Origin of the sequence: Serratia sp. SM04, from assembly GCF_040280225.1 — a bacterium.
GTDB classification, from domain to species: Bacteria; Pseudomonadota; Gammaproteobacteria; order Enterobacterales; family Enterobacteriaceae; genus Serratia; species Serratia sarumanii.
The window spans coordinates 38103-62039 of record NZ_JBEOQT010000022.1 but is presented as its reverse complement, the minus strand read 5'-3'; the positions used below and the strand labels follow the sequence as shown (position 1 = coordinate 62039).

Genomic DNA, 23937 nt, shown 5'->3' with positions numbered 1-23937 from the left:
ATGGCGTTACTTTCATGCTAAATCTCCGCATGACGAGAAACGCCGCAGTTTTCAAGCAACCGCCACGCGCCGTCCGGCAAAAGTATGCGGCAATCCGCATATTTGGCAGGTGGCCGGAAATAGCGCTTGATTCGTTACAGAAAAGTTAATATTGATGCGAAGACATCAACCTGACCCGCCTGTTTTCCCGGCTAACGACCGAAAAGGGACTGCTATGAGATCCACTTCAGACTATCAGCCTCCGGTTTCTCTCTCGCCGCCTTCACTCGTGGGGCTGCCGGAGCAGGAGGACGTTTTTGCCGTCGAACATCTGTCACGCCTGTGCGACGGGCTGGCGCAGCAGCGCCCGAACAACCTGCGCGATCTGCTGAATACGCTGGCGCTGATCGCGCCGTTGCTGAACGCGATCCCCAACGTGGTGTTCTTTATCAAAGACGCCCAGGCCCGCTACCTGCTGGCCAACCTCACGCTGGCCAGGCGCTGCGGTTTCAAAACCGTCACGCCGCTGCTGGGCAAAACCTCCGCCGACGTTTTTCCCGCTCAGCTCGGATCCGGCTATACCGAACAGGATCTGCGGGTATTGCGCCACGGCGTGCTGATCCAGGATCAACTGGAAATGCACCTGTACAACGGCCGAGAAACCGGCTGGTGCCTGACGCAAAAGCTGGCGCTGTATGATGCGCAGGGAAAAATCATCGGTATGGCGGGTATTTCTCACGATCTGCAGGAGGCCAGGGCCAATCACCCGGCCTACCAACGGCTGGCGGCGATCGACGTACACATCCGCCGCCACTATGCCCGGCCGATCGCGCTTGAGGAGCTGACGGCGCTGACCGGGTTGTCGGTGGCGCAGATCGAACGCTACTGCAAACGTATCTTCCACCTCACCCCGCGCCAGATGATCCATAAAGTGCGGCTGGAAAAGGCCACGGAACTGCTGGCCGGCGATCTGCCGATCACCGACATCGCGCTGCAGTGCGGCTACACCGATCACAGCGCCTTCAGCCGTCAGTTCAAAGCGATAACCGGCTCCACGCCGCGCGATTTCCGCCTGACGCTTTCCGCTTAACGCGCTGATTTATCTGGTTACCCCCCTCTTTTCACGGTGCGCCGGCGCCCGGATTTTTCACGCCCGCGTTCCGCCGGCATTGTGCCAATTTCGTCGCGGCAATCGGCGAAAAGCGTCAAGCCTCCCTGCGCAATACCGGTCAATCTGTCGGTGAGCCTTACCAAAGATTCACTTTTCATTAACACTTACGGACGACAGGACAAAGACGATGAGCCATAAAGCCATAAGCTGGAGCGGCGTATTCCCGGCGGTGACGACCCAGTTCCGCAACGATTTCTCTCTGGATCTCGACGCCACCCATACAGTGATCAAAAACCTGGTGCGCGACGGCGTCTCCGGCCTGGTGGTGTGCGGCACCGTCGGTGAAAATACCTCAATGACGGTGCAGGAAAAGCTGGCGGTGATCGAAGTGGCGAGAGACGCCGCCGACGGTAAAGTGCCGGTGATCGCCGGCATCGCCGAGTTCACCACCGCCTTCGCGCAGAATATGGCGCGTGAAGCGCAAAAGGCCGGCGTCGACGGGATTATGGTGATGCCGGCGCTGGTCTACTCCGCCAAGCCGCACGAAACCGCCGCGCATTTCCGCAGCGTCGCCGGCGCGACCGACCTGCCGATCATGGTCTACAACAACCCTCCCATTTACAAAAATGACGTCACGCCCGACATCCTGACCTCGCTGGTCGACTGCGAGAACATCGTGTGCTTCAAAGACTCGTCGGGCGACACCCGCCGCTTTATCGATCTGCGCAACGAAGTCGGCGATCGCTTCGTGCTGTTCGCCGGGTTGGACGATGTGGTGCTGGAAAGCATCGCCGTCGGCGCGCAAGGTTGGATCTCCGGCATGTCCAATGCCTTCCCGCGCGAAGGGGAAACCCTGTTCCGGCTGGCGAAGGAAAAACGCTATGAGGAAGCATTGGCGCTGTACCGCTGGTTCATGCCGCTGCTGCACCTCGATGCCCGCCCTGACCTGGTGCAGTGCATCAAGCTTTGTGAGCAGCGAGTCGGCCGCGGCAGCGCCGTCACTCGTCCGCCGCGCCTGGCGCTGCAGGGGGAAACGCTCAGCGAGATCAACGCCATGATCGATAAAGCGCTGGCCACTCGCCCGGCGCTGCCGAACGTCGGCCTGTAACGCCTTCACCGCCCGGCCATGCCGGGCGTCATGCTTTCTCTACCGGGGGAACCGATGCCCAACGCTCGCTATGCCGCCATCAGCGGCCAACAATTTATCGGCGGCCAGCGCCGCGCCGAAGGGGAAGCGGCGCTGCTCAGCCTGCGCGCCGACGACGGTCAGCCGACCGGCTACCGCTTCCACCAGGCCACGGCGGCAGAAACCGCCGCCGCCGCCGAAGCCGCCGCCGCGGCTTTTGCGCCCTATTCGCAGCTCAGCGCGGAACTACGCGCTAACTTTCTCGACGCCATCGCCGAGGAGATAGACGCGTTGGATGATGTTTTCTTCGCCTTCGCCATGCAGGAAACGGCCTTGCCCCAGGCGCGGTTGAGCGGCGAACGTGCCAGAACCAGCGGCCAGATGCGGCTGTTCGCCACGCTGCTGCGGCGCGGCGACGTCGAGGGCGTGCGCATCGACTGCGCGCTGCCGCAGCGTTCCCCCCTGCCGCGCCCCGATCTGCGTCAATACCGCACGGCGCTCGGCCCGGTGGCGGTCTTCGGCGCCAGCAACTTCCCGCTGGCGTTTTCCACCGCGGGCGGCGACACCGCCGCCGCGCTCGCCGCCGGCTGCCCGATCGTGTTCAAGGCGCACAGCGGCCATATGATCACCGCGGAGCTGACCGCTCAGGCGATCGAGCGCGCACGGGAACGCACCGGGATGCCCGCCGGCGTCTTCAACATGATCTTCGGCAACCGCGTGGGGGCCGATTTGGTACAACATCCGGCGATTCAGGCGGTGGGATTCACCGGCTCGCTGCAAGGTGGCCGGGCGCTCTTCGATCTGGCGACGCAACGCCCTCAACCTATCCCGGTCTTCGCCGAAATGTCGAGCATCAACCCGGTAGTGATCCTGCCCAAGGCGCTGGCGCGGCGCGAGCAGCGCATCGCGCAGGAACTGGTCTCTTCCTTCACGCTCGGCTGCGGTCAGTTCTGCACCAAGCCCGGCGTGATAGTCGCGCTGCGCGGCGCCGCCTTCGATCGGCTGGCCGAAACGATGAGCGCCCTAGTCAACGCCGCCGAGCCGCAGCCGATGCTGAATGCCGGCACGCTGGAGCACTACCGTCACGGGCTGGCGGCCCTCGATGCCCACCCGGGTATGCGGCATCTGGCAGGCCGCAGCGAAACGCCCGCTCTTCGCGCGGCAGCGCAGCTTTATCAGGCGGAGGGGGCGCTGCTGCTGCAGGCCGACCCGCTGCTGCAACAAGAGGTCTTCGGCCCGGTCAGCATCCTGGTGGCGATGGATGACGAAGCGCAGCTGCATGCGGCGCTGGCGGCATTGCAAGGCCAGTTGACCGCCACGCTGCTGGCGGACGACGACGATCTCGCGATGGCCGCCGGGCTGACGTCCCTGTTGGCGCGCAAAGCCGGTCGGGTGCTGTTCAACGGGTATCCGACCGGGGTGGAGGTGTGCGACGCCATGGTGCACGGCGGCCCTTATCCGGCCACCAGCGACGCGCGCGGCACCTCGGTAGGCACGCTGGCCATCGAGCGTTTCCTGCGGCCGGTCTGTTTGCAAAACACCCCCGCAGCGCTGTTGCCGCCGGCGCTGCAGGACGCCAACCCGCTCAACCTGCTACGGCTGGTGAACGGCGTTTACACCCGAGATCCCCTGGTTTCACCTGCCCAAAATTAGCCCGGCCGCATCTGCCTGCCACTCAATAACAAAAGGGTAATACCATGACAACCCAAGGCAAATTCAAGAAGCAGCTTACGCTCACCGATCTGACGTTCATCGGTCTGGGCGCCATCTTCGGCTCCGGTTGGCTGTTCGCCGCCAGCCATGTCTCCTCCATCGCCGGCCCGGCCGGCATCTATTCCTGGCTGATCGGCGGCCTGGCGGTGCTGCTGCTCGGCATCGTCTACTGCGAGCTGGGCGCCGCCCTGCCGCGCGCCGGCGGCATCATTCGCTATCCGGTATTCTCACACGGCGAACTGATGGGTTATCTGCTGGGATTTATCACGCTGATCGCCTTCTCCAGCCTGATCGCCATCGAAGTCGTCGCCGCCCGGCAGTACGCCGCCGCCTGGTTCCCGTTCCTCAGTCAGCCGGGTTCCGGCGACCCGACCCCGGTCGGCTGGCTGGTGCAGTTGGCGCTGCTGTGCTTTTTCTTCGCGCTCAACTATTACAGCGTCAAAACCTTCGCCAAATCCAATAACCTGATTAGCGTGCTGAAGTTTCTGGTGCCGCTGCTGGTGATCGTGGTGTTGTTCAGCTTTTTCAAACCGGAAAACCTGCACAGCCAGGGCTTTGCCCCCTTCGGTTCCGCCGGCGTTGAGGCCGCCATTTCCGCCGGCGGCATCATCTTTGCCTACCTCGGCCTGACGCCGATCATTTCGGTCGCCAGCGAGGTGCAACGGCCGCAGCGCACCATTCCCATCGCGCTGATCCTGTCGGTGGTGCTGTCCACCATCATCTATGTGCTGCTGCAGATAGCGTTTCTCGGCAGTATCCCCAGCGAGATGCTGAGCGGCGGCTGGGCCGGCATCAGCCAACAGTTCTCCCTGCCGTTCCGCGACATCGCCATCACGCTCGGCATGGGATGGCTGGCGTTTCTGGTGGTCAGCGACGCGATCGTTTCGCCGAGCGGCACCGGCAACATCTATATGAACGCCACGCCTCGCGTGATCTACGGTTGGGCACGCGCCGGTACCTTCTTCAAACTGTTCACCCGGGTGGATGGCGACTCTGGCATCCCCCGCCCGGCGCTGTGGTTGACCTTCGCTCTTTCGGTATTCTGGACGCTACCGTTCCCGTCGTGGGAAAAGCTGATCGGCGTGGTGTCCGCCGCCCTGGTGCTGAGCTACGCCATCGCCCCGGTCACCGCCGCCGGGCTGCGGCGCAATGCGCCCGATATGCCGCGTCCGTTCCGGGTGCGCGGTTTCTGCGTGCTCGGCCCGCTGTCGTTTATCATTTCGGCGCTGATCGTCTTCTGGTCCGGCTGGGACACCGTCTCCTGGCTGCTCGGCTTGCAGATCCTGATGTTCTTCATCTACATCCTGTTCAAGAATCAGGTGCCGACCCATGCCGTTAGCCTCCGGCAGCAAATTTGGTCCTCGCTGTGGCTGATCGTCTTCTATGCGCTGGTGATCGGGCTTTCCTATCTCAGCAGCTTCGGCGGCATCGGCGCTATTGCCCACCCGTGGGATACCCTCACCATGGCGGTGATTGCGCTGGCGATTTACTACTGGGGCGCCTATACCTGTTTACCCCAGGCCAATTTTATCGGCGATGAAGAAGAATGAACTCGGGGAGGACATCGAAATGACATCCATGCACGTGCTGTCGCTGGAACAGGCTTATCAACTGGCGTTGCGTACGCTGCGCAGCAACGGTTTCAATCCGGCGCATGCCGAGGCGGTGGCGCAAAATGTCACCCAGGGCGAACGCGACGGCTGCGCTTCTCACGGGCTATACCGGCTGTTGGGCTGCGTGCGATCGCTGCGGGCAGGCAAGGTCTCTGCCGATGCGATGCCCAGGTTGTTCGACCAGGCGCCGGCCATCTTGCGCGCCGACGCCGGCGGCGCGTTTTCCCTGCTGGCCTACCGCACCGCTCTGCCGGTCTTTATCGAGAAGGTGCGCGCCAATGGCATCGCCGCGCTGGCGATCAACCGCTGCGTGCATTTCTCCGCGCTGTGGGCCGACATCGAACCGCTGACCGAACAGGGGTTGGTGGCCTTGGCCTGCACACCCAGCCACGCGTGGGTGACGCCGGCCGACGGTTCGCGACCGCTGTTCGGCACCAACCCCATCGCCTTTGGCTGGCCGCGTGCGGATCGGCCGCCGTTTTTGTTCGACATGGCCACCAGCGCGGCGGCGCGCGGCGAAATCGAACTGCATCGCCGCGCCGGCACCCCGCTGCCTGAAGGCTGGGGCATTGATAAGGCGGGCAATCCGTCCACCGATGCCGCCAGCGTGCTGGAGGGTGCAATGCTGACCTTCGGCGGGCATAAGGGCTCGGCGCTGGCGGCGATGGTTGAATTGTTGGCCGGGCCGCTGATCGGCGATATGACCAGCAAGGAATCGCTGGCCTATGACGACGGCACCGGTTCGTCGCCTTACGGCGGTGAGCTGATCATCGCGTTGGATCCCGAGCGTTTTCTCGGTGCGGATAAGGCGAAATATTTCGCCGGAGCAGAGGCGATGTTTGCCGATATGCAGGCGCAAGGCGCACGCATCCCCGGCGAACGCCGTTATCGGCAGCGGCGCCAGAGCGAGCAATACGGCGTGGAAATCCCCAGGACGTTGTACGACGAAATCGTGGCGCTGTGCGATTAGCGCCGGGTTAATGCCCCGCGCCGGCAACCCGGCGCGGGGAAAGGCTTATCCTGCCTGAGCCAGATCGCTGTGCAGGCGCTTGCGCCACACCGGTTTGGTATCCCAGCGGGCAAAGTGTTTCGCCTCTTTACCCGGCTGCACCTGATGCCACATATCTTCTTGCCACCGGATCGGTTCCTTTCCTCGCAACGTTGGGCGGGTCTGCTTAATCGTCCGTTGCAAGACGCCCGCTTCCTCAGCGGTAATGGGCGGCGCCTGTCTGGCGGCATCCAGCGCCCGGCTTCCCAACGGCGCCATCACCTGATACAACACGTTGACCTGCTGCAGCGTCGCCTGCTGATTAGTGCTCATTCCCTTACCCGACCAACCGTCGAAGTTTTCGCCGGGATCGTCCCCCTGCGCGCGATATTCGTTACCTGGCCCCTCGACGATATTCCATCCTTGCCAGGTCACCAGAGTGTGTAATCCATCGCGATCCTGCAGATTTTTATTCTTGATCTGTTTGAGCACCTCGGCGCGGTTTGGCACACCGATCAGGTTCATAAACTCGTCCAGCGCGTCCCAATGCTGCCCCGCCACCAGACCATTCCAGACATTACGCAAACAGTTCCAGGGAATGGTGTGATGCCAGGTCAGCGTAATAAGCGGCTTGGTTGACGCATGTTGCCAACGGCTCGGTTCACTGCCCCGATCGCCCCTGATAATCCCATCGACTTCTAATGGCATAGCTGCCCCTCTTCTGGCTGAGATGAAGAATATGCGCAAGGCCGGTGGCCCGGTTGGCATAAAAACGTCAGCTAAAATCGTAGCAGCTCAGGCTGAGATGGCAATAAAGCGCCAGGCACGCTCTGCTGCCGGCCGGCAACCGCAGAACGCGCCCGAAAACGGTGGGCTTAAGACGGATTATCTGACCACCATTACCGAAATATTGGCATGGCGAACGATAGCGGCGGCGTTAGACCCCAGCAGATAGGTTTTCACGCTCGGGCGACGCGAACCGATGATGATCAGATCGGCGTCGATCTCTTCCGCCAGTTCCAACACCTGATCGCGTGCAGAGCCGAAGCTGACGGTATAATTGAGGCGATCCAACGGCAGATCGATTTCCGACATGATTTTCTTCAGTTTATCCACCGCCTTCACTTCCGCCTGATTCTCAAACTCCTTGAGACCGAACGAATAGGCAGTAACAAAAGCCGAGGCATCCGGTAGCGCATGGAAGAAATGCACTTTAGCGCCGGACAGCTTCGCCAAATATTCCACATGCTTCAGCGCATGCTCAGTCAACAGATCCTCTTCAATATCGATCGGCACTAAAATAGTCTTGTACATATCACGTCCTTTCTATGTAAACCGGGTGCCTACAGAATACTGCCGCGCACGGCCGCGGTGAATCGCTTTATCACGCTTTTGTGATCGGGGGGTAAATACTGAATAAGGACAGTTCTTAATTTAACAAAATATAAACATCACGCCGATAACGGATAGGGACTTAATTATTTATTACTCAAGATTAAATCAGCTGCAAATAAACCGCTTTGGCGGTGGCGGCGGTCTTATTAGCGACAGAAAGTTTTTTAATCGAGTTGCCGATATGGAAATTGATCGTGCGCTCGCTCACCCCCATCAACAGCGCGATCTCTTCCGCCGTTTTCCCTTCGCTGCACCAGCGTAAGATGTCTTTTTCGCGCAGCGTCAGCACATCTTTTATCGCGTCGTCGTTCACCGAGATCAAGGCTTCACGCAGCGTTTTATGGGCGGTTTGCGCCAGCCAAAGGAAGAAGGTTTCATTTGCCGCCCGCGCTTGCGGCGTTTGCTCGGGTAGCGCTTTGCCGGCAAACGTCAGGATCCCCAGCCGGCCATAGCAATCCTTGACCGACTGCGACCAACCGGCGCACAGGCCGAACTGCGCCATATGCCGCCAAAGCAGCGGCCGCTCGTGATAAAAGCTTTCGTCCCACTGAAACTGCAGCGTGGAATGGTGAGCGCGCTCAATAACCGGATCCTGCAAATACACCCGCTGCCGCCGATAATCTTCGAGATAGTTCGCTGAAAAATTCCCTTCGATCAGCATTTTGGGGCGGCTGGCCGGATAACAGGAAAACACGATGTAAGAGAAATAATCAAACCCCAACGCCTCAGCGCAGGGCCCCAGTTGCGTCAGAAAACGTTCTCGATCGGCCAGGCTGCCAATCACCTCCGCCATGAGCCGTTGAATGCGGGTATCCATAACGCAGGTTCTCCAGATAGCGATGCCGATTTATCGATAGGTCAGACTCACTATAGAATATCGCCGTCCGGCGTCAGTAGCCGTTTCATATAATAAAAAATACCAACGCTATAACGAAAACAGCTATTCCCCTTAAAATAAGCCTTTTTATTGCGCCGCACAGGAAAACTACGCGAATAGCATAATATCCTCGGCGCGTAAACCTGTCATTTCTACCGTTAGACAGCCAAGGCACCGCCAATTACTTTCCAGACAGGCACCCGGTGCCGCCGTAAATCCAAAGAGATAATAAGCATTTGCGAATTTCGCATGGCATACAGTGACGGGGATTTTCTATGGCAGAAAGTAATGCGGCAATTCAATCGGCTGCGATTATCGGCGCGGGAACGATGGGCAGAGGCATCGCTTATCTTTTCGCGCAAAAAGGCATTCGCACGGTGCTTTATAATCGCAACGGCAATACCCTCAATCAGGCTCGCGAATATATCGTGCAAGACCTGAACAAGAAAGTCGAACAGGGCAAGATCGCGCTGCAGGATAAAGGCGCAGTGCTGGCCAATCTGGTGTTCACCTCGGTGTTTGAGACCATTGCCGACAGCGAGCTGGTGATAGAAACCATCGCCGAGCAAGAGCAAACCAAACTTGAGGTGCTGGCGGCCATCGCCGCGGCGGTCAAGCCCGACACGCTGATCGCCACCAATACCTCCTCACTGTCGCTTAACAAGCTGGCAACCGCGGTGACGCACAGCGAGCGGTTTATCGGTTTGCACTTTTTCAATCCCGCGCCGCTGATGAAACTGATTGAAATCATCCCGGCCTACTTTACCGCACGCGCCACCACCGAACGTTGCCGTCAGCTGGTAGCCGCGTTGGGGAAACGCGATGTCGTCTGCCAGGCCACGCCGGGGTTTATCGTCAACCGCATGGCCCGCCCCTACTACCTGGAAGGGTTCCGCCTGTTGGAAGAACACGTGGCGCGCGCCGCAGATCGACCGCGCCCTCAAGGCCGGCGGGCACTTTCGCATGGGGCCGCTCGAGCTGACCGATTTTATCGGCCAGGACATCAACTATCAGGTCAGCCGGCAAATCTGGCAGGACATGCAATACGATCCGCGCTATACCCCCGGCCATCTGCAGCGTTCGCTGGTCGATGCCGGTCTGTTGGGGAAAAAGAACGGCCGCTCCTATTTTGCCGCCGAAGAAAACGCCTTACCGGTAACGGCCGCCACCGATGCAGACGTCGAGACGCTGCGCGTTTACGGCGAACACCCTTTTTTTACCCTGTTGCAACAGCGGGCCGCGCTTCAGTGGCCACGGCTGCGCGTGGAGCAACGGCCGGCCTTACCGGGCCTGGGGCCGGCCGTCCAGATCAATGAGGCTTTCACCGTCAGCGTCACCGATGGCCGCACGGCGAGCCAGTTGGCGGAGCTGACGGCGGCGGATGCCTTTGTGGTCGATGTCGCCCTGAACTACGCCGACACGGCGTATCTGGTGGCAGCGCACAACCGCCACGCCTCTGCGGCCAATAAGGCGCTGTTTTTACGCCTGCTGCACACGGCAATCCCGCAGGTTGAATTTATCAAGGACTCCCCGGCGCTGATCGTCGCCCGCGTCCTCAGCAGCCTGATCAACGAGTCGGTGATCATGGTGGAAAGCGGCGTCTGCAGCCGGGAAGACATCGATGTCGCCGCCGTCGCTGGCGTTAACTACGCCGACGGCATTTTCGGCTGGCTCGATAGCCTGGGGGAGAAAAACGTCAGGACGACGCTGAGCAACATGGCGCAGCTGCTGCACGCGGCACGCTATGCGCCGCATTACACCCTTCTGCACGCCGCGCAACCGGCGCTGATGACCACGCCTTAAGGATCCATGATGAGCATTAACGATGACGGCGTTTATCTGATCGACGGCACGCGCACGGCGATTGGCGCCTATGGCGGCAGCCTGGCGCATACCCGCCCCGACGACATGGCGGCAACAATCATTCGCAGTCTGCTGCAGCGCCATACGGCGGCGGAAGCGAAGCTGGACGAAGTGGTGCTGGGCTGCGCCAACCAGGCCGGCGAGGACAACCGCAACGTCGCCCGCATGGCGGCGCTGCTTTCCGGGCTGGATCCGTCGGTGCCGGCCATCACCCTCAACCGCCTTTGCGCCTCTGGGTTGGATGCGGTGATCTACGCCGCGGCGAAAATCCGCAGCGGCCTTAGCGAACTGATTCTGGCCGGCGGCGTGGAAAGCATGAGCCGCGCGCCCTATGTGCTGAGCAAGGGCGACACGCCGTTCGACAAGGGGGTGAAGCTGTATGACACCACGCTGGGATGGCGCTTTGTTAACCCGCGGCTGGCGGAGCGCTACGGCAGCGATCCGCTCGGCATCACGGCAGAAAACGTGGCTCAACGGCAGCACATCTCGCGCGAGGAGCAGGATCTGTTCGCGCTGGCCTCGCAGCAAAAGGCCCGCCGGGCGATCGACAGCGGCCGGCTGGCGCGGGAAATCACGCCCGTGGACGTGCCGGCGGATCGCAAGACCACGCGTACATTCGCGCAGGATGAGTTCCCGCGCCTCAGCACGCTGCAGCAGCTGCAGGCGCTGAAACCGGCGTTCTCCGCCGGCGGTTCGGTCACCGCGGGCAACGCTTCCGGCATCAACGACGGCGCCGCCGCGCTGCTGCTGGCTTCCGGGCGCTACGTGAAACGCCAAGGGTGGCAACCGCTGGCGGAGATCGGCGACAGCGCGGCCGCCGGCGTTGAACCGGCGCTGATGGGGCTGGGGCCGATCGCCTCCACCGAGCGCTTGCTGCAGCGCGGCGGGTTCACCTTGAACGACTTCGACATCATCGAGATTAACGAAGCCTTCGCCTCACAGGTTCTGGCGGCGCTGAAACACTGGCGCATCGACGCCCACGACGCGCGGGTCAACCCGAACGGCGGCGCCATCGCGCTCGGTCACCCGCTGGGGATGTCCGGCGCGCGCCTGGTGCTGTCGGCGGCGCTGGAACTACGCGATCGGCAGGCCGGCAACGCATTGGTGACGATGTGCGTCGGCGTCGGTCAGGGGCTGTCATTAAACCTTAAAGCCGTTTAACACAAGGAACATACGATGAGCGTACTGAACATTCTTGAAGAAAAGCTGGCGGAAACCAAAAAACAGGGGCGTTTTCGCGAGTTCCTCAACCTTGAACGCGGCGTGCAGGACAAACCCTGGGCCACCAGCCACGGGCACCACGGTGAGCGCCGCCTCAACGTCTGGTGCTCGAACGACTATCTGGCGATGAGCCACCACCCCAAAGTGCTGCTGGCCACCACCGAAGCGGTTAACCGGGTCGGGCTGGGCACCTGCGGCGCCCGCAGCATTTCCGGCACCTCGGTCTACCACAGTGAGCTGGAAACGCTGTTGGCCAGCGCCTACGGCAAAGAGTCGGCGCTGCTGTTCACCACCGGTTTCGGCGCCAACGACGCCACCTTGTCCACCCTGTGCGACGCCATTCCCGATCTGATCGTGTTCTCCGACGAGCTGAATCACGCCTCGATGATTTACGGTATCCGCTACAGCAAAGCGGAGAAAAAGATCTTCCGCCACAACGACGTGGCACACCTTGCCGAACTGCTGCAGGCCGCCGATCCGGCGCGGCCAAAGCTGATCGCCTTCGAGTCGCTGTATTCCATGGACGGTGACTTCGCCCCGCTGGCGCAGATCGTGGCGCTGGCGGAGCAATATCAGGCGCTGACCTATCTCGACGAGATCCACTCCGCCGGCGTCTATGGCGAACGGGGGCTGGGCTACGCCGAACAGCTGGGCCTGCTGGATAAAATCACCATTATTCAGGGTGGGTTCGGCAAATCTTACGGTGCGGCGGGCGGTTATATCGCCGCGCCCCGCTCGGTGGTGGAGGCGGTGCGCAGCTGGGCTCCGGCATTCGTCTTCAGCACCTCGTCGCCGGCGCCGGTGGTGGCCGCCGCGCTGGCCAGTTTTAAATACAACCTCGAGCATGACACCCAGCGCAAGCACCTGCTGGCGATCGTCGATCACCTGAAAACCGGCCTGCGCGCCGCCGGCATCCCGCTGGTGTCGGCCGACAGCCATATCCTGCCGCTGCGGGTCGGCGATCCGCACCGCAACAAACACATCAGCAAAGTGCTGCTCGATGAGCATGATATTTACGTGCAACCGGTCAATGCGCCGACGGTGCCCGCAGGCAGCGAGCGGCTGCGGGTGACGCCGACCTCGGCGCACTCCCATGCCGACGTGGAGACGTTCCTGGCCGCGCTGGGGCGGGTCTGGGCGGCGAACGATCTGCGGAGGGCGGGATGACGTTAGCGGATTATAACGGCCATCTGGTCACGCTCTGTCTGATGGCGACCGGCACGTTCGCCATCGGCACCGACGCCTTTATCGTCGCCGGCGTGCTCAGCGACATTTCCGACACCTTTGCCGTCAGCCCCGCGCAAGCGGGGCAGTTGATATCGGTATTCGCACTGGCTTATATGCTGTTCGCGCCGCTGACCGCCTGGCTGCTGGGCAACGTCAACCGCAAGCATATCCTGCAGCTGGCGCTGGTGCTGTTCATCGCCGGCAACCTGGCCTGCGCCTGGGCCACCAGCTACCTGCAGATCTCGCTCGGCAGAGTGCTGGCCGCATTGGGAGCAGCCTGTTACACGCCGCAGGCCGCCGCCGCCGCGGTGGGGCTGGTGGCGGAAAAACGCCGCGGCCTGGCCATTTCCATCGTCTATGGCGGCATGACGTTGGCTATTGCGCTCGGCATTCCGTTCGGTACCTTTCTCGCCAAACTGATCGGCTGGCGTGAAATCTTCCTGTTCATCGCCCTGCTGGGGGCGATTGCGCTGCTGGGCCTGTCGTTGGCGCTGCGCGCCATCGCGCCGCCGGGCAAGCATTCGCTGAAAGAGCGGCTCGCCCCGCTGCGGCAAAAGGCGGTGCTGACCACGCTGCTGATCACCTTTTTCGCCGTTTGCTCGGAACACATCGTCTATAGCTACGTCAGCGTATTGCTGAAAAACACCCAGTTCGGCCCGCAGGCGATCCTGCCCCTCGCGCTGCTGGTGTTCGGCATTGGCGCGGTGATCGGCAACTTTGCCTCCGGCGCGTTAACCGATGCCCTCGGCAGCAAGTTCGTGCTGCTGTTTTCCGTGGCGATCCAGACGCTGTCCCTGTTTCTGCTGGCCTTTTATGTCACTTCCCCCTGGTGGGTGCTGGCCATCTTCCTGGTCTGGGGCATCACCGGCTGGATGTACCTGGTGCCGATCCAGCATCACCTGTTGTCGCTGTCGAAACGCTTTGGCGCGCTGACCGTGTCGCTCAACAGCTCGGTGCTGTACGCCGGCATCGCGGCGGGCGGCATGCTGGGCGGCCTGACGCTCTACGCGCTGCCGGCCCATTACCTGCCGCTGTTTTCGCTGCCGCTCGGCGCCATCGCCCTGCTGCTGACACTGCTGTTTTTCCGGGGAGAGACCGGCAATGAGTAAAGCCCTTCCGGTGCTTTATGAGCGCCATGGCGAGCAGGTTGCGGTCATCACCCTCAATCGGCCGGAAAAAAAGAACGCCATCAACCTGCAGATGGCCGAGCTGATCCGCACTTACCTGCGGCAGGCGGATAACGATGACTCGGTGCGCGCGATCGTTCTGGCCGGTCAACCGGCGGTATTTTCCGCCGGCATGGATGTCGACGCCTTCCGTCAGGGCGAACTGCCCATCGTCACGCCGGAGGGGTTTGGCGGGCTGATCCATGCGCAGATCGCCAAGGTGATCATCGCCGCCGTTGACGGCATCGCGTACGGAGGCGGCTTTGAGCTGGCGCTGGCGTGCGATCTGATCGTCGCCGGCCAGAACGCGCGCTTCAGTTTCCCCGAAACCGGGCTCGGGTTAGTCGCCGCACAAGGCGGATGCGCGCGCTTGCCGACGCGCATTTCCCCCTATGTCGCACTCGACTGGCTACTGACCGGCAGAACCGTCAGCGCACGGGAGGCGCTGTCACACGGCGCCATTTCCCGTATCAGCGAGGGGGCGGCCCGGGAAGAGGCGCTGCGCATCGCCGAACAGATCGCCGCAAAAGATCTTGCCGCCAGCCAAACGGTGAAGGCCATCGTGCGCCAGGGGCTGGCACGGCAAGAAGCCCCCTCATTCGCTTTTCAACAAGGCCCGGTCGAGCGCCTGCGCCAGGCTGCCGCTCGCCGATAATTCTCCCGCCGGTTCGCCTGAACCGGCATTTCCCGCTTTTCCGCCACCGCTCATTTTACGCAGCCCATCTCTCGGTGCCGGGCTACACTGCCGTTAGCCCTAATGCGCTGATAAGGAAAAACAATGCGCCATTTGCCTCTGCTGACCCCCAGACTTCGCCTGCGCCCGTTCACCGCCGACGATCTGCCCGACTTTACCGCCTACCGCAGCCACCCGGACGTGGCGCGCTATCAAAGCTGGAGCGACTACAGCGCCGCCGATGCGCAGGCCTTTTTCGCACAGCAACGGCGGCTCGAATTCAACCGTGACGACAGCTGGTTTCAACTGGCGGTCGAGCGCCGCGAGGACGGCGCGTTGCTCGGCGATATCGCGGTGCATTTCTTCGATGAGGGGCGCCAGGCTGAACTGGGCGTGACCTTCGCGCCCAGCCACCAGCGTCAAGGGCTGGCGCGCGAGGCGCTGAACGCCGTCATCGCCCTGCTGTTCGGGCCGCTGGCGAAGCACCGTATTACTGCGGTGGTGGACGCGCGTAATCTTGCCGCCGCCACGCTGTTCGGCAAACTGGGTTTTCGGCGCGAGGCCCATTGGCGGCAAAACGTGTTTTTCAAAGGCGCGTGGGGCGACGAATTCGGTTTCGCTCTGCTGCAAAGCGAATGGCGGGAGAATGCAAAGCATGACGCTGCTGAATAAATACCTTGGGCAATACCAGTTCTCGGAGCGGCATGCGATCGCCATCGCCGCGCCACAGGCACGGATCCTGGCGGCCGTGGCCGCTTACGATCCCAAGCACGACCGTTTTTTCCGCAGCATGATAGCGCTGCGCGAGTTGCCCGCGCGGCTGATGCCACGCAATAAACCCAGCCCGCCGCCGTTTGGCCTGCATAACTTTTGCCTGCTTGAGCAAGATGACAGCGCGTTGGTCTATGGCCTGATCGGCCGCTTTTGGCAGGCTGAATACGGTCTGGAGCAGGTCGCTGACGGGGCGGGCTTTCTGGCCTTCGTTAAGCCCGGCGTCGCCAAACTGGCGCTGGGTTATGTCGTGAGCCCTCTGCCGGACGGCCGCTGCCGCCTGGTGACGGAAACGCGCATCTTCTGCCCCGACGACGCCAGCCGGCGGCGGTTTACTCCCTATTGGTATGCGATTCGCCTGGTCAGCGGGCTGATACGCCGCCGTATGTTGCGCGCCATTAAAACAGTCAGCGAAAAGCCGGCGGTGAATCATTCACCAGGCTGATTTATTTAAGAGCATTCTTAGAGAATGAAAATCATTATCAGCCTATTTTTTAATCACAACAAGATAGTAGTGAGAAGCCATTGACCCCGCCCCCTGCGGGGATTTTTTCGCCTATTTATCACCTGTTTCAGGAAATACCTGCATAAACAGGAAGGTGCAAGGCTTGCGCTGATGCTGGTTGATCTGCGGCACCAGCCGGGTGAAATGCTCGGTCTGGCAATGCGCATCCAGGGCGGCGCGATCCGGCCAGCTTTCGATAAAAATAAAATGCCCGGGATCCTGCTGGTCGATACACAGCTCATAACTGATGCACAAAGGTTCCTGCCGGGTTTTCTCCACCAGCTCGCGATACCATGGCATAACGGTTGCAATGTGTTCCGGGTGGATAAAATCTTCAGCGATAACCTTCAGCATGTAGCGCTCCTGTATTTTGTTTTGCCGCGTTTCACCTTATATCCCCCCCTCACGAGATGAAAGCGCCTTTCTCCGGGTCTACCACCGGGTTGCCAATTCGGTGATAGCGCACACAGATCGCGATCAAAGCGCTTGAACGCGCCATAGCCCTGTGTGAACTTTTAATTAACAAGAAAGCAACACACCATTCACCGTGGTGATGTCTGCACCAACCTGCCGGCTCGATACGCGGCGTTTTTTTCGCCCCTAAAGGCCTGACCATTAGTCCTTTAGACCTTTAAGGCTCACGAAAAAATCCGTGGTTACCGCCGTGTTGCGGGCAACGGCATCAGGACGGTCCTGTGACCGACGTTTGTCATTCTCAGAAGAGAGGTTATCGCCAGTGAATCACGCCACCTATGCCGCTCCAGCGCTCAACGCCGCCATCCGCAAAACCTGGCGCAGACTGGTGCCCTTGATGTTCGCCATGTACTTCATCGCCTTTATCGACAGGGTTAACGTCGGCTTTGCCAAGGACGCGATGGCCATCGATATCGCGCTGTCGCAATCCGCCTTTGCCCTGGGCGCCGGGATATTTTTTGCCGCCTATGCGCTGTTCGGCATCCCGGCCAACCTGCTGATGAACCGCTGGGGCGCCAAACGCTGGCTCAGCGCCACCACCGCGCTGTGGGGGGCGCTGTCGGCCTGTACCGGGCTGGTGACCAACGAACAGCAGTTTATCGTCTTGCGCTTTCTGCTGGGGATCGCCGAAGCCGGCTTTTACCCCGGCATCCTGCTGCTCGCGTCGATCTATTTTCCCAATAAGGTGCGCGCCTCGGTGATCGGCATTTTCGTGCTTGGCGTGCCGGCGGCCCTGACGCTCGGCTCGCCGCTGTCGGGAGCCTTGCTGGAGATGCACGGCGTGCTGGGCAAACCCGGCTGGTTCTGGATGTTCGTGCTGGAGGGGCTGCCGGCCGTCGCCCTCGGCGTCTTCGCCTTTTTCTATCTCGACGATAGCCCGCAGCAGGCCCGCTTTCTGACCGAGGAAGAGCGTGCGGCGCTGGTGGCACAGTTGGCCGCCGAACAGCAGCAGACCGAAACCAGCAGCGTCAAAGCGGCGATGAGAAGCGGCAAAGTTTGGCATCTGGCGTTGATCTACGGCACCCTGCAAATCGGCGTGTACGGCCTGATGTTTTTCCTGCCGTCGCAGGTCGCCTCGCTGATGGGCACCCATCTCGGCTTCAAGGCCTCGCTGGTGGCCGCCATTCCCTGGGCGTTCTCCGCGCTGGGCGTCTATTTCCTGCCGCGCTTTGCCGACAGAAACACCGCCAGAAGATTACCGATCGCCGTCGGCTGCATGATCGCGGCGGCGCTGGGGTTGGTGGTCTCTTCCTATGCCGGCCCTTTGCTCGCTATCGTCGCCCTGAGCTGTTGCGCAGTCAGTTTCCTGGCGGTACAGCCGATTTTCTGGACGTTTCCCGCTCAGGTGCTCACCGGCCCGGCGCTGGCGGCCGGCATCGGCTTTTGCACTACGCTCGGCGCCGCGTTCAGCTTTTTAGCCCCGCTTATCCGCACCGAGGCGGAACAGCGTTTTCACAGCCCGCATGCCGGGCCGCTGGTGCTGGCCGCTTTCTCGCTGCTGTGCGCCGCGCTGTTGTGGGCGCTCAGAAACCGGCGCGCCGAGGTAAGCAAGCAAGACGCAGAGATTGCCGGATAGCGGCGCGTTATTTAACCCTTATTGAACCTGCGGATGGGACACTGGCACTCAGCCCCCTCGCCCGCAGGTGTTAAATGGATGAATTGACGCACATTATCGCCAAATACAGTCCGGAGCCGGAGATGTTGCTGCTGCTGATTTTCCTGTTTGCGCTGGGTAAATCCGTGATCTTCGTTTCCTCCATCCTGCCGCCCGCTTCGGTCACGCTGCTGATGGGCATCGTTGCCGGCAAGCACGCGCTGCCCCTCGGCGCCGTTTGGGCGGCCATCGCCCTCGGCGCCGCGCTGGGATCGATCTTGTCGTTCCACTGCGGCGCGCTGCTATGCCGCCGCGATCTACGCCGCCGGCTGCCGGCACGCTTTCACGCGCCGCTGCGCAAAGCCCAGCGCGCCTTGCAAAAGAGAGGGCTGCCGCTGCTGTTCGCCTCGCGTTTTCTGGCGGTGATGCGCTATACCGTACCGCTGATGGCCGGCATGCTGAAACTGCCGCTGGGGCGCGTCTATGCCACCGCCGCGCTCTCGGCTGCCGCCTGGGCGCTGATCTTGATGTCGGCTGCGCATATATTCCCCGTACCTTGACCTGAAAGATTCTTGGGCAAATGTTCGGCCCATGCGCCGACGTTGCGCCAGCGCACAGCCTCTCTTGCCGTATAAACTGCGGTGCAACATCGCAGTTTGCGCCAGATCACCTTTCTGAACATCAGTCGAAAAATGCGAATTTTTTTGCAGAATGCGCGCTTAAAACGGCGCAATGAGGAAACAAACAGAGAAAAGTCCGAGCGTAACACGCTGATTTGGTTGGCGGGTCGTACAGAGTTCGAACCTGTGACCCATTGATTAAAAGTCAACGGCTCTAGCGACTGATCGAACAACTCAACGCGCTAAACTGTCTTACTCGCCGGCGCCGCTGTCGAACGCTTACACCCATTACTTTTTCTCATGCGAATTTTACAACCCTTTGTTTAATCAACGAGATAAGCCGCATAAGGTCTGTTAATCCCACGTTTTGAAGAGTAATCTTCCGCTCCCTGAACGTCCGATTTGCCTCCTCCGTGTAAAGATTGATCGACTTTTATCCCGCGTATAAATGTTGTAAACATGTTGCACAAAGGTGGCGTTATTGCACTACCTTACTAAAGCCGGACCAACCGGATAAATGTATAAAAAAGAGCCACTTCAGAGCTCGCGACTTCACTAATGACAGGTAAAACAGGACATCATCAGATGGTAGATCACTCTAAAATAGCGACTGACGCGACGCCCGCTTCAGAAGATCATCTACGGCGAAACCTCACTAACCGACATATTCAACTGATCGCCATCGGCGGCGCCATCGGCACCGGTCTGTTTATGGGCTCCGGTAAAACCATCAGTCTGGCCGGCCCTTCGATCATCTTCGTGTACATGATCATCGGCTTTATGCTGTTCTTCGTGATGCGCGCCATGGGCGAGCTGCTGCTGTCCAACCTGGAATACAAATCGTTCAGCGATTTCGCCGCGGACCTGCTCGGCCCGTGGGCCGGTTTCTTCACCGGCTGGACCTACTGGTTCTGCTGGGTGGTCACCGGCATCGCCGACGTCGTGGCGATCACCGCCTACGCCCAGTTCTGGTTCCCCGAGCTGTCGCAGTGGATCGCTTCGCTGCTGTGCGTGCTGTTGCTGCTCGGCCTTAACCTGGCGACGGTGAAAATGTTCGGTGAAATGGAGTTCTGGTTTGCGATGATCAAAATCGTCGCCATCGTCGGGCTGATCGTCGCCGGGCTGGTGATGATCGCCATGCAGTTCCAATCGCCGACCGGCACCGTGGCCTCATTCACCCATTTGTGGAATGACGGCGGCATGTTCCCGAAAGGCATCAGCGGCTTCTTCGCCGGCTTCCAGATTGCGGTATTCGCCTTCGTCGGCATTGAGCTGGTGGGCACCACCGCTGCGGAAACCAAGGATCCGGAAAAATCGCTGCCGCGCGCCATCAACTCGATTCCGATCCGCATCATCATGTTCTACGTGTTCGCCCTGATCGTCATCATGTCGGTGACGCCGTGGAGCTCCGTGGTGCCGGACAAGAGCCCGTTCGTTGAGCTGTTCGTGCTGATCGGCCTGCCGGCCGCGGCCAGCGTGATCAACTTTGTGGTGCTGACCTCAGCCGCCTCTTCCGCCAACAGCGGCGTATTCTCCACCAGCCGCATGCTGTTCGGGCTGGCGCAGGAAGGCGACGCGCCGAAATCGTTCGCCAACCTGTCCAAGCGCGCGGTGCCGGCCAACGGCCTTACCTTCTCCTGCATCTGCCTGCTGGGCGGCGTGGTGCTGATTTACCTGATCCCGAACGTGATGACGGTCTTCACCCTGGTGACCACCGTATCGGCGATTCTGTTCATGTTCGTCTGGACCATCATCCTGTGCTCGTACCTGGTCTACCGTAAACAGCGCCCGGCGCTGCACCAGAAATCGATCTACAAGATGCCGGCCGGCAAGCTGATGTGCTGGGTGTGCATGGCGTTCTTCGTGTTCGTGCTGGTGCTGCTGTCGCTGCGCGAAGACACCCGCCAGGCGCTGATCGTCACCCCGCTGTGGTTCATCGTGCTCGGCCTGTCTTACGTGTTCCTGCGCAAGAAGAAAACCGCGTGATGCAAAAGGGGCGGATATCTCCGCCCCTTCCTGCTTTCTATGTCTCTGCGCTAATCCGCTTCCGTCGCCACCGCCGCTTTATCCCTGCGCCGCACGCGCAGCTCGCTGACCACCACCCCGATTACAATTAACGCGCCCCCCAATAACGCCACGCCCGGTAAACGCTCGCCGGCCAACCGCCCGACGATGCCCGCCCAGACCGGTTCGCCGGCGTAAATCACCGTGGCGCGCGTCGGCGAAACGCTGCGCTGCGCCCAGTTCATGGTCAGCTGAATCAAGGCGCTGGCCAGCCCCAGCCCAATGGCGCTGTACAGCAGGTAATCCGAATACGGCGGCGGCGACTCGCCGGTCGGCGCCATCATCAAAAAGGAGGCCAGCGAGGCGGTCGCCAGCTGCACAATGGTCACTCGGCGAATATTGACCTTGCCGGCGAAGGCGCCGATCAGAATGATCTCTGCCGCCATGCCCAGGGTGCCGGCCAGCGTCAGAATTTCACCGAGGCTCAGCGTCATGTCGGTGCTGCTCGGCGCCGCCAGCAGCATCAGGCCGGTGAAGGCCAGCAGAATGCCGATCCACGACATGATGCCGGGGAAGCGCCCCAGCACCAGCCATTGCAACAGAGGCACGATCGGCACGTACATGGCGGTGATAAACGCCGATTGGCTGCTGGTGATGGTCTGTAGGCCGACGGTTTGCATGCTGTAACCGAACATGATCGCCAGCCCGATCAGCACGCCCGCCTTCAGTTCATACCGGGTCAGGCCGCGCAGCACGCGCAGCGAAAACAGCGTCAGCGCCAGCGTGGCAGTGGCGAAACGCAGGCCGACGAAAAAGAACGGCCCGCTGACCTGCATCGCGTGATGCACCGCCAAAAAGGTGCCGCCCCAGATCATGGTGATGAAAATCAACACCGCTTCCGGCAACCTGATTTGCGGAACCACGGCGGAAATAAAGGATTTTTTTGCTGCTGACACCGGCTTGCCCTTCCTGCTGAGTGCAATATAATGCACAGATCCTGCCAGTATGAGATAAAGTCCGGCGATGAGCAATACGGCGCATAACGCAAAAACCGATCCCCCCAAGGTGCTGCAATACCTGAGCAGCAATCTGCGCGGCTACCGCCAACGGGCGGGCCTGAGCCAGATGGCGCTGGCCGAGCTTTCCGGCGTCAGCCGCCGCATGCTGGCGGGCATCGAGGCCGGCGATCGCAACGTCAGCCTGGCGGTGCTCGACAAGATCGCCGCCGCCCTGGCGATTTCTTTCACCGATCTTATCCAGGCGCCGGAAGCGCGCGGCAGCCATCTGGTGGGCGAGTTGGCCTGGCAAGGCGCGCAGCCGGGCAGCCAGGCGCTGTTCGCCGCCAGCGTGCCGGCGCGGCAACGTGCCGAGCTGTGGGAGTGGACGCTGATGCCGGGCGAGCGCTATGACTCTGCCCCGGACGCCGAAGGCTGGAGCGAAATGATCTACGTGATTGCCGGTACCCTGACGCTGGAGCTGGAACAAGGCACGCTGACGCTCAGCGCCGGCGCCGCACAAACCTTCAACAGCGATCAACGCTACGCTTACGCCAACCACGGCAACCTCCCCCTGCGCTTTATCCGCAACGTCGCCTTCTGACCGCCCGCCGACCCGCGCCGGCACGCTGGCAGGAACAGCGGCTGGCGCACAAGCTGCGGCGCTTGCCCTGAATCCGCCATCCAACAAAACCAAGTTCGTCATTCGCTTCTATGCTTATCAAGGGTTTTTGTTAATCATCTGAGCGGGAGTACGGAACATGACGAAAGTGTTGGTGCTTTATTACTCAATGTACGGCCATATCGAAAGCCTGGCGCAGGCGGTGGCCGAAGGCGCGAATCGGGTTAACGGCGTGGACGTGACGATTAAACGCGTGCCGGAAACCATGACGCCGGAGGCCTTCGCCAAAGCCGGGGGCAAACAACATCAACAGGCGCCGGTCGCCACCCCGCAAGAGCTGGCGGACTATGACGGCATTATCTTCGGCACGCCGACCCGCTTCGGCAATATGGCCGGGCAGATGCGCACCTTCCTCGATCAGACCGGCGGTCTGTGGGCTTCCGGCGCGCTGTACGGCAAGGTAGGCAGCGTCTTCTCCTCCACCGGCACCGGCGGCGGCCAGGAACACACCATCAGTTCCACCTGGACCACGCTGGCGCACCACGGTTTCATCATCGTGCCGATCGGCTATGCGACCCCGGAGCTGTTTGACGTTTCGCAGGTGCGCGGCGGCACCCCGTATGGCGCCACCACCATCGCCGGCGCCGACGGCTCGCGGCAGCCGAGCAACGAAGAGCTGACCATTGCCCGCTATCAGGGCGAGCACGTGGCAAAAATCACCGCCAAGCTGAAAAGTTAAGTCCCCTCCTGCGCCTGTGATTCAAAGGGCCGCGCATTCGCACGGCCCCATCTTGTTGCCGACACGCCGCAAGGTTAGAATGCCCCTCCCCCGGCCATTCAGCGTCTGAAGGCCAGGCCCGAATTCGTTCTGCCCGTCGCTCATCCGCTTTCAGCCCGAGGACGGGCGTTCTGTTTTTTGCGCACAGCGAAGGGAATAAGTCAGTGTCTAAAGATTTTGATGAACTAATAAGAGACATGGATCTTATTATTGAAAATGTAGACAGCTTCAAGGCTCTGGCTCCGCGCGCGCCCGAGCCGGCTCCGGCCCCGCCGCCGCCGGTTCATCACTACGACTCGTTCTGCGAGAACATCGCGCTGAAAGTGGTCTTGAAGGTGCTGCTGTCTTCGGTGGACAAAATAGTCAAAGTGCAGATCGCCAACAAGGTCGAGCAGGAGATTACCCAGATCGAACAGCAGGTGGTGCGCGCCGGCGGCGGTCCGGTGTCGCCGGACGATCTGGCGCAGATGACGCACTATGTGCGCCGTACGGTCAACGACCTGCTGGAATAACGCCCCCGCCATACTTATTAGGCGATATGAATTTTTACGTTATTTTTATATCGCCTGCTTTATGCTTGATACACTTCAATAAATTGACGCATTGTCGGCAGGCATTCCGA

Annotated in this window: 23 protein-coding genes, 1 tRNA gene and 2 pseudogenes; 20 read left to right on the top strand and 6 right to left on the bottom strand. The window is 61.0% G+C overall.

Translation table 11 applies throughout. The features are described 5' to 3' along the window. Positions 1-214: 214 nt before the first annotated feature. The 5 genes from ABTW55_RS20850 to ABTW55_RS20830 all read left to right on the top strand — a co-directional run bounded on the left by ABTW55_RS20850 (position 215) and on the right by ABTW55_RS20830 (position 6512). Positions 215-1069: an AraC family transcriptional regulator gene (locus ABTW55_RS20850; protein WP_060420541.1), complete on the top strand. Its 855-nt coding sequence runs from the start codon at positions 215-217 to the stop codon at positions 1067-1069. 208 nt (positions 1070-1277) lie between these two features. Then, positions 1278-2198 (top strand): dihydrodipicolinate synthase family protein, encoded by a 921-nt coding sequence (locus ABTW55_RS20845; RefSeq protein WP_033654192.1) that lies wholly within the window; start codon positions 1278-1280, stop codon positions 2196-2198. Positions 2199-2252: 54 nt separating this feature from the next. Beyond that, a complete protein-coding gene (locus ABTW55_RS20840; protein ID WP_060387558.1) occupies positions 2253-3869 on the top strand; it encodes an aldehyde dehydrogenase (NADP(+)) in 1617 nt (538 codons plus the stop codon). Between the two features lie 44 nt (positions 3870-3913). Further along, positions 3914-5479, top strand: coding sequence for an APC family permease (locus tag ABTW55_RS20835; protein WP_033646537.1), 1566 nt, complete (start codon positions 3914-3916; stop codon positions 5477-5479). A gap of 19 nt (positions 5480-5498) precedes the next feature. Next, positions 5499-6512 (top strand): Ldh family oxidoreductase, encoded by a 1014-nt coding sequence (locus ABTW55_RS20830; RefSeq protein ID WP_060420538.1) that lies wholly within the window; start codon positions 5499-5501, stop codon positions 6510-6512. Between the two features lie 45 nt (positions 6513-6557). On the opposite strand, the gene ABTW55_RS20825 is transcribed toward ABTW55_RS20830, so the two are convergent. From ABTW55_RS20825 to ABTW55_RS20815, 3 genes are all read right to left on the bottom strand, one after another. Further along, the gene (locus ABTW55_RS20825) at positions 6558-7238 is read right to left on the bottom strand and encodes a hypothetical protein (RefSeq protein ID WP_033637942.1); all 681 of its coding nucleotides are present in this window, start codon (positions 7236-7238) and stop codon (positions 6558-6560) included. Between the two features lie 177 nt (positions 7239-7415). Then, complete coding sequence (locus tag ABTW55_RS20820; RefSeq protein ID WP_033637941.1) at positions 7416-7844, bottom strand: universal stress protein; 429 nt, start codon at positions 7842-7844, stop codon at positions 7416-7418. 181 nt (positions 7845-8025) lie between these two features. Further along, positions 8026-8742, bottom strand: a complete 717-nt coding sequence (locus tag ABTW55_RS20815; protein WP_047568131.1) for a LuxR family transcriptional regulator — start codon at positions 8740-8742, stop codon at positions 8026-8028. A 335-nt stretch (positions 8743-9077) separates the two neighbouring features. Here ABTW55_RS20815 and ABTW55_RS20810 point away from each other — a divergent pair. The 9 genes and pseudogenes from ABTW55_RS20810 to ABTW55_RS20770 form a co-directional block, all read left to right on the top strand. Beyond that, positions 9078-9578 (top strand): annotated as a pseudogene (locus ABTW55_RS20810) (3-hydroxyacyl-CoA dehydrogenase family protein); the annotation flags it as partial. A gap of 46 nt (positions 9579-9624) precedes the next feature. Continuing rightward, positions 9625-9870 (top strand): annotated as a pseudogene (locus ABTW55_RS20805) (3-hydroxyacyl-CoA dehydrogenase family protein); the annotation flags it as partial. 195 nt (positions 9871-10065) lie between these two features. Continuing rightward, on the top strand, positions 10066-10605 hold the full coding sequence (locus tag ABTW55_RS20800; RefSeq protein WP_350429314.1) for a 3-hydroxyacyl-CoA dehydrogenase family protein: 540 nt from the start codon (positions 10066-10068) through the stop codon (positions 10603-10605). Between the two features lie 9 nt (positions 10606-10614). After that, a complete protein-coding gene (locus ABTW55_RS20795) occupies positions 10615-11826 on the top strand; it encodes an acetyl-CoA C-acyltransferase (protein WP_060420532.1) in 1212 nt (403 codons plus the stop codon). Positions 11827-11841: 15 nt separating this feature from the next. Continuing rightward, the gene (gene hemA, locus ABTW55_RS20790; protein ID WP_033637936.1) at positions 11842-13053 is read left to right on the top strand and encodes a 5-aminolevulinate synthase; all 1212 of its coding nucleotides are present in this window, start codon (positions 11842-11844) and stop codon (positions 13051-13053) included. Next, positions 13050-14222, top strand: a complete 1173-nt coding sequence (locus ABTW55_RS20785; protein WP_047568142.1) for an MFS transporter — start codon at positions 13050-13052, stop codon at positions 14220-14222. Before hemA ends, ABTW55_RS20785 begins: the two co-directional genes overlap by 4 nt. Next, positions 14215-14934 carry an enoyl-CoA hydratase-related protein gene (locus ABTW55_RS20780; protein ID WP_033654198.1) on the top strand — a complete coding sequence of 240 codons (720 nt, stop codon included), beginning with the start codon at positions 14215-14217 and terminating at the stop codon, positions 14932-14934. The genes ABTW55_RS20785 and ABTW55_RS20780 overlap by 8 nt, the downstream gene beginning before the upstream one ends. Before the next feature lie 123 nt (positions 14935-15057). Continuing rightward, positions 15058-15624, top strand: coding sequence for a GNAT family N-acetyltransferase (locus ABTW55_RS20775; RefSeq protein ID WP_060420529.1), 567 nt, complete (start codon positions 15058-15060; stop codon positions 15622-15624). Then, positions 15608-16168 carry a hypothetical protein gene (locus ABTW55_RS20770; RefSeq protein ID WP_033654200.1) on the top strand — a complete coding sequence of 187 codons (561 nt, stop codon included), beginning with the start codon at positions 15608-15610 and terminating at the stop codon, positions 16166-16168. Before ABTW55_RS20775 ends, ABTW55_RS20770 begins: the two co-directional genes overlap by 17 nt. A 111-nt stretch (positions 16169-16279) precedes the next feature. On the opposite strand, the gene ABTW55_RS20765 is transcribed toward ABTW55_RS20770, so the two are convergent. Next, positions 16280-16582 (bottom strand): putative quinol monooxygenase, encoded by a 303-nt coding sequence (locus ABTW55_RS20765; RefSeq protein WP_033637930.1) that lies wholly within the window; start codon positions 16580-16582, stop codon positions 16280-16282. Between the two features lie 382 nt (positions 16583-16964). On the opposite strand from ABTW55_RS20765, the gene ABTW55_RS20760 reads away from it, so the two are divergent. Further along, positions 16965-18278 (top strand): MFS transporter, encoded by a 1314-nt coding sequence (locus ABTW55_RS20760; protein ID WP_033646546.1) that lies wholly within the window; start codon positions 16965-16967, stop codon positions 18276-18278. 74 nt (positions 18279-18352) lie between these two features. Then, the gene (locus ABTW55_RS20755; protein WP_033646548.1) at positions 18353-18856 is read left to right on the top strand and encodes a DedA family protein; all 504 of its coding nucleotides are present in this window, start codon (positions 18353-18355) and stop codon (positions 18854-18856) included. A 220-nt stretch (positions 18857-19076) separates the two neighbouring features. Here ABTW55_RS20755 and ABTW55_RS20750 read toward each other — a convergent pair. After that, positions 19077-19152: transfer RNA gene (locus ABTW55_RS20750), tRNA-Lys, on the bottom strand. Between the two features lie 349 nt (positions 19153-19501). On the opposite strand from ABTW55_RS20750, the gene cycA reads away from it, so the two are divergent. Further along, entirely contained in the window at positions 19502-20902 is a 1401-nt protein-coding gene (cycA, locus tag ABTW55_RS20745; protein ID WP_033637927.1) for a D-serine/D-alanine/glycine transporter, read from the top strand. A 50-nt stretch (positions 20903-20952) separates the two neighbouring features. Here cycA and ABTW55_RS20740 read toward each other — a convergent pair whose 3' ends face one another. Beyond that, positions 20953-21876, bottom strand: coding sequence for a DMT family transporter (locus tag ABTW55_RS20740; RefSeq protein ID WP_033637926.1), 924 nt, complete (start codon positions 21874-21876; stop codon positions 20953-20955). A gap of 67 nt (positions 21877-21943) precedes the next feature. On the opposite strand from ABTW55_RS20740, the gene ABTW55_RS20735 reads away from it, so the two are divergent. The 3 genes from ABTW55_RS20735 (at position 21944) to ABTW55_RS20725 (ending at position 23827) form a co-directional block, all read left to right on the top strand. Continuing rightward, positions 21944-22519, top strand: a complete 576-nt coding sequence (locus tag ABTW55_RS20735; RefSeq protein ID WP_033654204.1) for a helix-turn-helix domain-containing protein — start codon at positions 21944-21946, stop codon at positions 22517-22519. A 157-nt stretch (positions 22520-22676) separates the two neighbouring features. Next, complete coding sequence (gene wrbA, locus ABTW55_RS20730) at positions 22677-23276, top strand: NAD(P)H:quinone oxidoreductase (protein WP_033637924.1); 600 nt, start codon at positions 22677-22679, stop codon at positions 23274-23276. A 236-nt stretch (positions 23277-23512) separates the two neighbouring features. Next, the gene (locus tag ABTW55_RS20725; RefSeq protein ID WP_033637923.1) at positions 23513-23827 is read left to right on the top strand and encodes a hypothetical protein; all 315 of its coding nucleotides are present in this window, start codon (positions 23513-23515) and stop codon (positions 23825-23827) included. The last annotated feature ends 110 nt before the right edge of the window (positions 23828-23937 follow it).